Genomic DNA, 13,118 nt, shown 5'->3' with positions numbered 1-13,118 from the left:
AGACAGTATCTACAATAACTCTGGAATTGCGTCGCCAGGGACTTCTTCCGTAATCGCCGGCTGGGGAGCAACTTGCTGATATTGGGTTCCAAGCGCTGTTGATTGTGCAGGAATACCAGCCCAATGAGTATTTTCAGGTAAACGCTCCCCTTTCATTAATAAAGAAAGACTTCCTAAACAAGAATTATCTTCCATTAGGGTGTTGTAGAGAACAATTGAACCTACCCCTATATTGCAACCCGAACCAATCGTCACATTAGAGACTTTGAATATTCTATCTTCATAAAGATGGGTTTGAATGATGGTCTCTGCATTAATACATACATCATTGCCTATAGTAATTAGGTCAAATTCTGAAAACTCAGCACTGTCGGTGAAAACTCTTTTACCCGCTTTAGTTCCAAGACAACGATGTATCCAAAGTGCGAAAGGAGTTCCCAAAACTTTATTCGTTAAATGGGGGTTTGTATAGTAGTTATAAGAGTACTCAATAACATCATTTTTCCAAATAAAAGGATCCCAAATCGGTTTGGTTAAAGGCTTCAATCTACCCAACATCAACCATTTAAGAGCAACCAACACCCCAACGAGACAGACGGTAAAGAACATTTCGGCTGGTGGTAGAACTAACGCGGTAGTAAACCAAGAATATTCACTTAACATATAGTCTAAAACATAAAGCATATTGAATAATGCAATTAATGAAAAAGTTGACGGTAAAATAATTCGCATAAACTCAATGGCTAAACGCATGCAGTACAGTTTTTTAGATGGATAAAATGTATCCTTATCAGAAAAACCAACAAATAATTCGCGTTTTGGCAAAAAGACAGCTGGTGAACCCAACCAAGCAGAATAAGGCTCTGTTGCTTTGTCTCCTGGTGGTGTCACAGATAAACATCCTAATAAAGCACCTTCACCCATTGATTTACCTGCTGGTAATAAACTTACATTACCTACAAAAGCTCTTCTTCCAACAGTTACAGGAGCAAAAGAAATAAAACCATTACACACGCTGGGCCACGCCAACGCGACTGAACTGGCGGCAAAGCCACCTTCCTCAATGGTTACCAGATCAGGAATGATATGAGGGGTCTCTCCCAGCTCGACGCCTTTACCGAGTTTTGCACCCAACAGGCGTAAAAACATAGGCAAGTACAAGGTATCTGCCATCACTGAGATTTCATCGCCGTCTAATAATTTCACCATAATCCAATGGCGGAAATAATAAAAACTCTTCAAAGGATATTCGCCAGGTTTTATCTTATCCATAATGATCTTTTTACAGATTACTATGCATAGATAATACAATCCCAAAAAGAGTATCGCTCCTAAAGGTATGGCAAAAAACATCGTGGTAAAATAATGACTTTGATCATAGTAATAGCTAATCAAAGAGATGGATGGGATTAAGCATAAGTAATACACCACCATCACAAAAACAACGCCTAAATAGTGCAAAATACCAAACAGGGTATTTTCCAACATCGTCGATTCTTCAACTGCAATTTTTTTACGGGTAACATGGTCAGCAGGGGCAGTGCCAGCCAATGCAGGAGAACCAGCAAAATACGCTCCTTGAGGAATTAAACCTTGATCATGAAGCATGGACATGTCATCCAAAACCCCATTATCTTCAATCTGTGTATTTAAACCCACCACTGCACGTGAGCCCACATAGCAATTATTGCCTATGTTGATAGAACCAATCTTTAACCAGCCATCTTCAACTATATAGCCATTAAGTCTGCAATCAGAACCTATAGAAGTATTGTCTCCTACAGTTAATAAATCATGCGCAGAAACCTGCATGGAGCCCAAATGACAATTTTTTCCTATTCTGGCGCCTAACAATCGATAATAGATAGCCGCTAACGGTGAGCCGACCAAAAATTTAGCTAAAAACAAATTTTTGAGCAGTCTTTGAACTAACCACCAACGAAAATAAAACCACCCCCAAAGCGGATACTCACCAGGCTTCACCCGGCCAAGTAAAATCCACTTCAAACAGATCGTGATAAATAGCGAAATGATGGGCATGGATAAAAACAAAGCTAAAAACGCCAGTTGTGATTCTCTAGAAATAATCGAATACTCAGAACTCACCCAGCTATAACACAAAATAACAGCCAATAGTTGTAAAGTACCTACTGCATATTGCAATAAACATCCAAAAAATTGACCAACACCACATAAATAATACTTCCACTGAGGTGCTCGGTACTTTTTCTTAGCCACTTGCTCTTCACTTACATGAGGATTGGCATTAAGCGCACTAAATTTCTGTTCCAACTGACTAATTGTTGGATTTTTATATAAATCAAGAATTGAGATATTTTTTAAGGCGGGTATTTTGCGTAGGTTTGAGATCACTTTCGCCGCATGTAATGAGTGCCCACCTAAATCATAGAAAAAGTCTGCGTTTACGGAAATATTATTACAATCAAATACTTTTTCCCAGGCAAGAACAATTTCCCGAGCCAATTCTGTTTTAGGTTCTTGATAATTTGTCTCGGTCTTTTGTTGCGTGGGTTTAGGGAGTTCCTTCCGATTTACTTTACCACTCGCTAATACTGGAAATGTTTCCAAGGTTTCGATTAATGCAGGTAACATATAATCGGGTAAGCGAGATTTTAAAAAGTGTTTCAGTTCATTTACATCAAGAACATGATTTGTATCGAGGATCAAATAAGCAACTAATGTCGGTTGCTCCAATGCATGTAAACCAACCACTGCCTGCTTAATTCCCGCATATTGCATGATCACCGTTTCAATTTCGTTTAATTCAATGCGAAATCCACGTAATTTAATTTGATCATCTACACGCCCGACAAAACGCAGGTCACCATTAGGTGCTCTGGAAACTAAATCTCCTGTTCGATACAAGCGCTGATTCTTATTTGCTGGATTTAAAATAAATTTTTCTGCTGTATTCTCCGGCCGATTGACGTAACCACGAGCCAAAGCAACTCCAGCAATACACAATTCACCTTCCTCACCTTCCGCTACTTCTCGCAATTGCTCATCAAGGATAAGCACTTCATAACCGGGCAATGGTTGGCCAATAGTGATTTCTTTGTCGGGATGACATTCTGCATAAGTTGCAATAATCGTTGCCTCAGTAGGACCATATGTATTGACGATCCTCAGTCCGTCTCTACTCCACCGTTTGACTAAAGCAGAAGAACACGCTTCCCCGCCTAAAATTAAAAGCCGCAGATCAGGCAATTGCCCCTCTAAAGCCGACAACAGAGTAGGCACTGTTGAAAAAACACTGACGCGATGTTGTTGTAAAAACGAAATTAAACCTAAACCGGAACGCACCTCTTTTGCAGTGCACGCAATAAGAGCGGCACCATTAGCAAAGGCCATCCAAAACTCTTCTAAAGAAGCGTCGAATGCTAAAGAAAATCCTTGATATACCTTATCATCACTGGTTATATCATAAAGTTTACTTGCAGTTTGCACATAGTGACAAATGCTGCGTTGCGTAATTTCTACGCCTTTAGGCTTGCCTGTTGAGCCTGAAGTGTAAATGATGTAACACAAGTCATCAGGACTCAAATCATCTTGAATTAATCTTTGTGTGGGACGTTTCGAAATTTCTTCAGCAAGTGTGTCAATCACATAAGTAGTTGGCCATGCCAGTTTTTTTTGGGCCAATTGCAGGGAAGAAGTTAAAACTGCATCAAAAGGTAGATCAGAAAAAATGTAGTTAATCCGCTCATCTGGATAATCTACTTCAATAGGCACATAAGCTGCGCCTGTTTTTAGCGTAGCGAGTATCGCAACATAACATTCTATAGAACGTTCGAATAGAATGCCGACAATACTCCCCTTGGATATTTTGTTTTCATAAAGAAAATGAGCTAATTGATTGGCGCGATTTTCTAATTCTTGATAAGAAATGAATGCGTTATCACAAATCAAAGCGATATTGCTTGAATAATTATCAACGGACTGCTCAAAAAAATGATGCAATTGCATAGTGTTATAACCGGGTGAAAAACTCAAATTGGTTGACTCCTACTAATTGCGCCATTTTTCCACAGTTTAATTGATTTAATTGCTTATTTTTAATAAAAAAGAAGCGAGCAAGAACCTATATTCTCAATATATTATATTTAACATCAATAGTAAAAGGCTTATGGAAAAAAACACAGAAGCAAGATTATTTTTCGGCGATTATAATTGTTTGTCGGATTACAATCGAGCCCATTTGAAATAATTTTTTTTAATTTTATTCTCCGTTCTACTCCCCATAGTATCTCATTTACAACAAAATGATATGGAGTTTTAATGAAACGAAGCCAGAAGTTCTGAAATGCTTCAATCTTTCTTCGTTTCATCTGAGCCAATTCCAAGGTCCTCTTCATTTAGAAGAAAAAGGAGCCCTATTTAAAAATTTCTTGTAGGAAGTTGGTCATCGATTGCCAGGAGCGTTGCGCAGCAACCTCATTATAGATAGTCCCTAATTGCTTATCATGCGCAAGCGGATTAGTAAAAGCATGTTGCACATGGCCATACATATGCATTTGCCAATCCACATTTGCTTCGTTCATCTCGTTACAAAATTCATGTACCTGATCAGGCTGCACCATAGGGTCATCGTAACCATGCAAGGCTAAAATTTTGGCTTTAATTGGCTCAGATTTTAAGCTGCCAGGTTTATGCAACAAGCCATGGAAACTTACTACCCCCTTAAGATCAGCTCCAGAACGCGCCAACTCGAGCGCACACAAGCCTCCAAAGCAAAAACCAATAACTGCAACTCGTTTACTATCAACCTCTAACATAGAACACGCAGCAGTCAATCCTGCTTGAATGCGTTGTCGTAATAATTTTTGATCAGAAACCAAGGGATTCATGAGCGCTTGTTTTTCTTCTGTAGTGGAACCAAGTCGGCCGTGGCCATACATATCTACAGCAAAACCAACATAACCCATTTGAGCTAATAACTTTGCTTTCTCACAGGCAAACTCATTACGGCCGGTCCAATCATGAACAACTAATACTGCAGGACGTGGGCCAGCGAGTGCCTTATCATAAGCTATTAAGCCATGACATTCCTGTCCGTTATCTTGATAAATATGATTTAAAGTATGCATTGTAGTTCCCTAAATAAGCCATTAAATTGTTTTGAGGCCTAGTTTATAAAATTGGGCTAGAGAGATAAAGTCATGAAATAAATTAAGTATTATTTAATCGTTCACGATTATCTGAGCCTGGCGCCTTCCCCTGCCCATCGTCCATTTTGCATCATCTTTTTGTAATCCAACTCCACATTACCCGCTAAACAATCATTAAAAAAAACCAATAGACAATAATTTATACTAAACTTAAAGTAAAACTCTGAAGGGGATATAATCATGATCACTTCATCATTAATCCATGTACGAGACATTTTACACGCCCAACTGTGTTATCAGGCATTTATTACACCTATATTTTTTCCTTTGGAAAAAGAATATCGAGATTTTGCAAAATTGGCTTGTGAGTTTATCGAAGGAAGACGCACAGAAGTGATACATAATGAATTTCCACGCCATCATGTATTACATCGTTTTGCCCCACAAAAAAATTCAAAAGGGAAAAAAGTACTGATTACCCATGGATGGATATCACGTGCCGCGTACATGGCTCGCTTAATCCATGTGTTACATCAACAGGGATATGAAGTATATGCTCTTGATTTTCCTGCTCATGGCGAAGCTAAAGGACTACAGTTGCCTTGGACTGATGCGGTTGCCATTTTGAAGGATACCATCAATCAATATGGTCCCTTCTATGCAGTTATTGGACATTCTTTTGGCGGTTCTATGTTACTCAATACCCTGAACGTTGCAGGTCAACTGCCTGAATGGCAATTAAAACATAAACCTGAACGTGCAATTTTAATTGCCTCACCAACACAAATGCGCAGCCCAGTTAATCACATTGCCAAAAAATTTAAACTGACTGGACACGGGTACTTGTATTTACGCCAGGTGATGAAGCAGCAGGCGTGCTTTGACATTAAACTAGTGCGTCTACACCATTTCATTTCCCAATCACCTAATATCCCTTTCTTATGCATCCATGGGGAGCTCGACAAAACGATTAGTACTAAAGAATCGATCGAATTCTGTAAAAAATATCCAGATGCCAAACTTTGTCTCCTTCCGGAAGCAAATCATGTGAGTGTATTATTGGACGAACGAGTAGAACGATTAGTAAGTGACTTCTTGGAATGAACCATTAGGAACATAGGCGAGGGGTTATGCCCTTGAGGTTTAGAGCCTGCTCAACAAAATGACTCTTAGGTGACTCACTGTGTGTTGGGCCTTGCCCAACACACCTGCTTTAAAGATTTTCTATATATTGTCGCAATTTTTTCATTGCATTTTTTTCAAGCTGTCGAACCCGCTCAGCAGATACGCCATACTTTTTAGCCAAATCATGTAAGGTGAGCTTATCTTCAGCTAACCATCGTTGTTGTAAAATATCCTGGCTGCGTTCATCTAATTGCTCTAAAGCAAACATCAATTTTTCGCGACCTTGATCGTCAGTATTTTCTTTTTCTAACATGACTGAAGGATCATCATTTGCATTGAACAAATAACGCTCAGGCGCCGTATAAAATTCATCATGATCATCTGCATCAGGAGCATCATAAGGGGTATCCATCGCATTCAAGCGTTGCTCCATGACTAAAACATCTTCACAACTTACGCCTAAATCGTTTGCTACTGCAGTCACTTCTTCACGGCTCATCCATCCCAAACGATTTTTCATTTGGCGGAGATTAAAAAATAACTTACGCTGTGCTTTAGTTGTAGCAATTTTGACAATACGCCAATTGCGTAAAACGAATTCATGAATTTCTGCTTTTATCCAGTGCACAGCAAAGGAGACAAGACGTACTCCCATCTTCGGGTCGAATCGTTTTACCGCCTTCATCAATCCAATATTACCTTCCTGAATTAAATCGTTCAGAGGCAAACCATATCCCAAATAACCGCGAGCAACGCGAACAACATAGCGCAAATGAGCAAGAACTAAACATCGCGCAGCCTCAAGATCTCCTTCAGAATGAAAACGCTCAGCATAAGCAATCTCTTCCTCTAAGGATAACATAGGAATTTGATTAACCCTGTGAATGTAAGAATCAAGACTGCCCACAGGTAAATTCATTTCGGCAAGTTGCAAATATTGACTCATACTTCTTTCCTCTAACATTTCGCGATAGAAATTAGGTGAAAAATAAGACGAAACCTTACAATTGTGGTTCAATGGAAGCCAATTGACGTTTTACAGATAAACGGGCACCCATCCATCCTAGTATAATTGCAAATAAAACAAGTAGCAAGATCTGACGCATTGACAAACCGGTTAACGGATAGTGCATTTGATAAGCAACTGCCAACTGATTTACCGCTGAGCCTAGACTAAAAATAAAAATATTCACCATAAAAATCGCAAAAACAGCGCCTAATGCGCCATACCAAACACCAGAATACAAAAAAGGTCTCAGAATGAACGGATCTTTTGCGCCAATTAACTTTAAAACCTGGATTTCTTCTTGTCGGCTATGAAGCGCCAAGCGTAAGGTAGTGCCAACAATCATAATGACGGCCATTGCCAATAAAGCCAGTAATGCGTCTGCAAACTTAGCGGCAAATCCTAAGACGGCATGCAAGCGACTTATCCACTCCATATCAACTTTTGCATTGTCTACCTGTGATAGATTTTGCAACTGTCGTGCTAATAAATCCAATTTAGCCGGTGAATCTATGATTAACGCCGGCACTACATCGATCAATGCCGGCAAAGGATTCTCCGGAAGATAACGCATAATATCCTGCATCCCCTCTTGCTGGGTTAATTCCGATAATCCATCGGTAGAGGATTTTAAGGAAACATGGGCTACACCGTCCGTCTCACGGGCTTTTTGCAGAACAAGCTGTTGTTCTGCTTCAGATAAACCGGGTTTTAAATAAAGAGAAATATGCCCGCCACGCTGCCAGCTTGCAGTTAATTTAGCAACATTATCTGAAAATACCCAAAAGAGAGCCGGTAAAGCTAAGGCAATAGCGATCACTATAGAAGTCATCATCGTTGCCAATGGTTTGCGGCATAATAAATTTAAGCTTTGTACCGCTGCCTGCAGATGATAAGAAAGGATTGCTTGTGCTTGTTTTAACACATTCGTCCCCCTTTTAGCATGACAATACGATGTTTCATTCCTGCAATTAATGCCAAATCATGGGTGGCAATTAATATACTAACGCCCACTTGATTAAACTGCTCAAAAATAGTCATGATTTCCGTGGAAAGTTTGGGGTCAAGATTTCCAGTAGGCTCATCAGCCAATAACAATGAGGGCTTATGTACAACAGCACGAGCAATCCCCACGCGTTGCTGCTCTCCACCAGATAAATGGACAGGAAGCATTTTTTCCTTGCTTAATAATCCCACCATATCCAAGGCAGCATGCACTCTTTTGGCAATCATGGGAGAGGGCATACCCTGAATTTGTAACGGTAAAGCGACATTGTCAAATACGGTACGATCATTCAGTAAGTAAGGTGATTGAAAAGTAATTCCCAATTGACTGCGATGCGCCGCAACATCGCGCTTTTTTAACTGATTCAAACGCAATCCATTGACGGTTAACTGACCAGAAGTGGGCCATTCTAAAAGAGCAATTAATTTGAGTAAGGTACTTTTTCCTGCTCCTGAATGCCCAGTAAGAAAAACCATTTCTCCTTTTTGTAAGGAAAAATTCACTTGACTTAACGCTTCAAAACCACCTGGATAACGTTTAGTTACTTGGTCAAATGTGATCATTAAATAGTGCACCAACAAATTGTGTTGCATCAAAGGGTCGTAAATCTTCTATCCCTTCACCAATCCCTATATAACGAAAGGGTATTCCTAATTCATTCGCAATGGCAAACAAAATCCCACCTTTAGCGGTGCCATCCAATTTAGTCATGGTAATCCCCGTCAGCCCTACCGCTTCGTGAAATTGTCGAGCCTGAACTAAAGCATTTTGCCCTATGCTTGCATCCAATACCAACATCGTTTCATGAGGAGCCTCTGGACAAAGCTTCTGTAGAACTCGTTTTACCTTCTTTAACTCATCCATTAGATTGCCCTGCGTATGCAACCGACCCGCGGTATCAGCGATTAAAATATCTATTTTCCGCGCTTTTGCTGCTTGCAATGCATCAAAAATCACCGAGGCACTATCTGCTCCGGTATGCTGGGCAATCACGGGGATGTCATTACGCTCGCCCCAAACATGCAACTGCTCCACTGCCGCGGCTCTAAAAGTATCTCCCGCAGCCAACATGACTTTCTTTCCTTGCTGCTGAAATTGTTTCGCCAGTTTACCTATGGTAGTGGTTTTACCAGCACCATTGACTCCAACCATCAAGATCACAAATGGAGAATGATCTGCTGTTTCTAAAGTTAAAGGGTAGCTGTTTTGACTCAAAATTGCTTGTAAATGAAATTTCAGCGCATCATAAACAGCATTCCCATCTGATAACTGCTTACGAGCTAAGCTTTCGGCCAACTGCTTTAATACAGCTTGAGTGGTCTCCATACCTAAATCAGCGCTGATCAAAAGAGTTTCTAGCTCATCCATCAAATCTTGGCTGATTTCCTTTTTACCGAGCAGTAATCGTCCAATTCCATCACCTAGCTGATGGCGTGTTTTACTCAATCCTTTCCTGAAACGTGCAAAAATCCCCTCTTTTGCAGGCTCTTGTCCCTGTTCAATTACTTCCTCAGGAACGTCAGGCATCGAGTCAGCAACACTTTGTGACTGATCGGCCTCTGCAGAGGTGGAATCATGACTTCGCTTAAACCATTTAATCATATAGTATACAAATCCTGAAAAATATGAAATTCTATCATCTTTTTTACTTTGAGGTTAAGTTGTGCGCAAAATACTCTTTACTTTACTCATGGTACTATCTTGCCAGACCTTTAGCCAAGTTCAAGAGTTTATCTTGAATAATGGATTAAAAATCTTAATTAAAGAAGATCATCGAGCTCCAATTGCGGTATCAATGATTTGGTATAACGTCGGCTCCGCAGATGAACCCGGTGGAATTACCGGCATATCACATGCCATGGAGCATATGATGTTTAAAGGTACTGAAAAATATCCTTTAGGCGTCTTTTCCAAAACCATAGCTGAAATTGGTGCCCAAGCGAATGCATTCACTAATAATGATTATACCGCTTTTTTTGAAAAAACGGATGCTTCTAAACTTGCCACCAGCTTTGAATTGGAAGCAGATCGTATGAATCATTTACTTCTTGATGCTAATGAATTTGCCAAAGAAATTAAAGTAATCCAGGAAGAGCGTCGTCTACGCACCGATGATAATCCACAGGCACTTGCCTTCGAACGTTTTTTGGCTACGGCGCACTTAAGTGCTCCTTATCATCATCCGGTTATTGGCTGGATGAGTGATCTGAAACAGATGACCGTAGAAGACCTAAGGGAATGGTATAAAAAATATTACGCACCCAACAATGCAACTTTGGTGGTTGTAGGGGACGTTAACCCAGAACAGGTTCGTGCTTTAGCAGAAAATTATTTTGGCGCTTTGCCCAAACAGCCTATACCTGAACGAAAATTAAAAAAAGAGCCTCCTGAGCTAGGTCAGAAGATTGTTCATATTCAAGCTGCAGCAAAATTACCTTTACTCATGATTGGCTATTCAGTCCCCAGTGTGGTCACAGCAAAAGAAGCCTATGAACCTTATGCTTTAGAAATCATCGCTGGAATTTTAGACGCGGGGGACAGCGCTCGTTTTTCTAAAAACCTCATTCGCGGCAAGCATGTTGCTAATGGCGCAGATACCTATTATAACCCCTACACAAGATATCAAACTCAGTTCATCGTCTATGGTTCTCCTAACCAAAGTCATACAATTAATGATTTACAAAGTGGCCTTCTTAATGAGCTCGATGACCTGAAAAAAAATCCAGTGAGTGCGATTGAATTACAACGCATTAAAAATCAAATCATTGCACAAAAAACTTTTGAAAAAGACTCTATCTTCGGACAAGCCTCTGAATTAGGCCTTTTAGAAACAATCGGTGTGGGTTGGAAAAAAAGCAAAGATTACTCCCAGGCAATCAATGCAATTACACCGCAACAAATTCAGCAAACAGCACAACGTTATTTTCAAGAAAAGAACATGACTACAGCAATCTTAGAACCTAAAACACAAAAGGTGGCACCATGAGAATTTTTAGCGCGTGTATTTTGGCAATAACGATTGGACTGTCACAAACAGCGACAGCGAGTGTGTTCAAAACTGAAAAATGGATCACTAAAAATGGAGTTCGGGTTGTTTTTTATCCCGCTATGGAAGTTCCTATGCTTGATGTCAGCATCGCTTTTGCAGCAGGATCGTCCTACGACGAAAACCAATATGGACTTAGTGCTTTAACCAGCAGCATGATGAATCAAGGAAATGCTGGCCAAAGCGCAACAGCAATAGCTGAGTCGCTCGCTGATGTAGGCGCTCAATATAAGGTCGAAATCAACAGAGATATGGTGGTATTTAGTCTTAGGACTTTAGTTAGCCAAGAAGCGATGAACAAAGCGGGAAATACCTTCACTCAAATCATTAACCATCCGGATTTCCCAGATGCGGCTTTCTCAAGAGAAAAGAAACAACAACTGATGAGCATCGAACAGAGTCAAGAATCACCTGAAGACGTAGCCCAGCTTCGTTTTTTCCAGGCTTTATACCAACAGCATCCCTATGCACATCCTGTTCGTGGGACAACGGAAACGGTTAATGCAATAAGTAAAAGCCAAGTTATTGAGTTTAATAAACGCTATTATGTAGCAAAAAATGCTATTTTAGTTATGGTGGGTGCAATTGATAGTCAAGCAGCACATCAGCTTGCCGATCAATTGACTCAGGAGCTACCAGAAGGACAAGCAGCGCCACCGATTCCTAAAGCCTCCCAACTAACCAAGGCAGAAACAATAAATATTCCATTTCCATCATCGCAAACCATGATACGCCTCGGCCAGGTCGGTATTGATCATCATAATCCAAATTATTTTCCTCTCATTGTAGGAAATTATATTTTGGGAGGTGGTGCGTTAGTTTCAAGGCTTGCTGTAGAGGTAAGGGAAAAACGTGGCTTAACTTACGGTATAGAAAGTCAGTTTGCTCCTATGTCAGGATATGGACCTTTTCTTATCAGCCTATCGACCAAAAACAAACAAACTCAGGAAACATTAGATGTGATTCAGAGTGTTTTGCGCGCCTTCATTGATAAGGGTCCAACTGATGAAGAGATGAATGCAGCAAAACAATACCTCACTGGAAGTTTCCCACTTTCTTTATCCGGTAATCGCAGTATTGCAAGCCTCTTATTGCGCATGAATTTTTATCATTTACCAGAAGATTTTCTTGATACCTATACGGCTCGGATCAATGAGATAACCAGTGAGCAAGTGAAGCAGGCATTCAAACAGCAAGTCAATCCCGATAAATTGTTATTGGTTACAGTGGGTAAATCATGAAGCAGGTCGTGCGCATCATAGGAGGGGTATATCGAGGAAAAAAAATACATTTTCCAGATATAGAAGGCCTGCGCCCCACCCCAGATCGCGTGCGTGAGACTTTATTTAATTGGCTTATGCATGACATCAGAGAAGCACACTGCCTGGATGCCTTTGCAGGGAGTGGTGCTTTAGGTCTGGAGGCCTTTTCTCGAGGGGCTGCACACGTTGTTTTTCTGGAGCAAGCTCCCAAGGCCCATGCCAATTTACAGAAAATAATCACCTCATTTAACGATCCGAAGCTCAAACTACTCCAAACCGATGCGGTTCAGTATCTTGAGCACAGTAAAGAAAAATTTGATATTATTTTTCTGGATCCTCCTTTTGCGCAAACCTATCTTCCTCAATGTATTTCATCTATAGCGCAAAGTAATATTCTCAAACCTGGGGGCCTTGTTTATGTGGAGTCTCCTACGAAGATTCACATGGATGAAAAAAAGTGGCAGCAAATAAAACTAAAACAAGCGGGACAAGTTGTCTATGCGTTATTTGAGAAACTCAATTAATTTTTTACATCATTAAATTG

General features: G+C 40.3%; 10 protein-coding genes. 4 read left to right on the top strand and 6 right to left on the bottom strand.

Going from position 1 to position 13,118, the window contains the following annotated elements; all coding sequences use genetic code 11:
• Positions 1-9: 9 nt before the first annotated feature.
• Together ACF8MK_RS07270 and ACF8MK_RS07265 are read right to left on the bottom strand one after the other, a co-directional pair.
• Entirely contained in the window at positions 10-4,014 is a 4,005-nt protein-coding gene (locus ACF8MK_RS07270; protein ID WP_392538753.1) for a Pls/PosA family non-ribosomal peptide synthetase, read from the bottom strand.
• 380 nt (positions 4,015-4,394) lie between these two features.
• Positions 4,395-5,108 carry a dienelactone hydrolase family protein gene (locus ACF8MK_RS07265; protein ID WP_392538752.1) on the bottom strand — a complete coding sequence of 238 codons (714 nt, stop codon included), beginning with the start codon at positions 5,106-5,108 and terminating at the stop codon, positions 4,395-4,397.
• A gap of 261 nt (positions 5,109-5,369) precedes the next feature.
• On the opposite strand from ACF8MK_RS07265, the gene ACF8MK_RS07260 reads away from it, so the two are divergent.
• Complete coding sequence (locus ACF8MK_RS07260; protein ID WP_392538751.1) at positions 5,370-6,233, top strand: alpha/beta hydrolase; 864 nt, start codon at positions 5,370-5,372, stop codon at positions 6,231-6,233.
• A 109-nt stretch (positions 6,234-6,342) separates the two neighbouring features.
• Here ACF8MK_RS07260 and rpoH read toward each other — a convergent pair whose 3' ends face one another.
• From rpoH to ftsY, 4 genes are read right to left on the bottom strand one after another with little or no spacing between them, the layout of a single operon-like run.
• Positions 6,343-7,200: an RNA polymerase sigma factor RpoH gene (rpoH, locus tag ACF8MK_RS07255; protein ID WP_392538750.1), complete on the bottom strand. Its 858-nt coding sequence runs from the start codon at positions 7,198-7,200 to the stop codon at positions 6,343-6,345.
• A 55-nt stretch (positions 7,201-7,255) separates the two neighbouring features.
• A complete protein-coding gene (ftsX, locus tag ACF8MK_RS07250) occupies positions 7,256-8,185 on the bottom strand; it encodes a permease-like cell division protein FtsX (protein WP_392538749.1) in 930 nt (309 codons plus the stop codon).
• A complete protein-coding gene (gene ftsE, locus ACF8MK_RS07245; RefSeq protein ID WP_265703116.1) occupies positions 8,179-8,829 on the bottom strand; it encodes a cell division ATP-binding protein FtsE in 651 nt (216 codons plus the stop codon). Before ftsE ends, ftsX begins: the two co-directional genes overlap by 7 nt.
• Positions 8,816-9,793 carry a signal recognition particle-docking protein FtsY gene (ftsY, locus tag ACF8MK_RS07240; protein ID WP_392538930.1) on the bottom strand — a complete coding sequence of 326 codons (978 nt, stop codon included), beginning with the start codon at positions 9,791-9,793 and terminating at the stop codon, positions 8,816-8,818. The genes ftsE and ftsY overlap by 14 nt, the downstream gene beginning before the upstream one ends.
• Before the next feature lie 136 nt (positions 9,794-9,929).
• Between ftsY and ACF8MK_RS07235 the strand changes: the two genes are divergently transcribed.
• Genes ACF8MK_RS07235 through rsmD form a run of 3 tightly spaced genes read left to right on the top strand, consistent with a single transcriptional unit; the run spans position 9,930 to position 13,098 of the window.
• Positions 9,930-11,252: a M16 family metallopeptidase gene (locus ACF8MK_RS07235; RefSeq protein WP_392538748.1), complete on the top strand. Its 1,323-nt coding sequence runs from the start codon at positions 9,930-9,932 to the stop codon at positions 11,250-11,252.
• Entirely contained in the window at positions 11,249-12,553 is a 1,305-nt protein-coding gene (locus tag ACF8MK_RS07230; RefSeq protein ID WP_392538747.1) for a M16 family metallopeptidase, read from the top strand. Before ACF8MK_RS07235 ends, ACF8MK_RS07230 begins: the two co-directional genes overlap by 4 nt.
• Entirely contained in the window at positions 12,550-13,098 is a 549-nt protein-coding gene (gene rsmD, locus ACF8MK_RS07225; protein WP_392538746.1) for a 16S rRNA (guanine(966)-N(2))-methyltransferase RsmD, read from the top strand. The genes ACF8MK_RS07230 and rsmD overlap by 4 nt, the downstream gene beginning before the upstream one ends.
• Positions 13,099-13,118 lie beyond the last annotated feature (20 nt).

The organism is Legionella sp. 227, from assembly GCF_043161935.1.
GTDB classification, from domain to species: Bacteria; Pseudomonadota; Gammaproteobacteria; order Legionellales; family Legionellaceae; genus Legionella; species Legionella sheltonii.
Note: the sequence above shows the minus strand (reverse complement) of the source record. Positions and strands in the feature narration are given on the sequence as shown.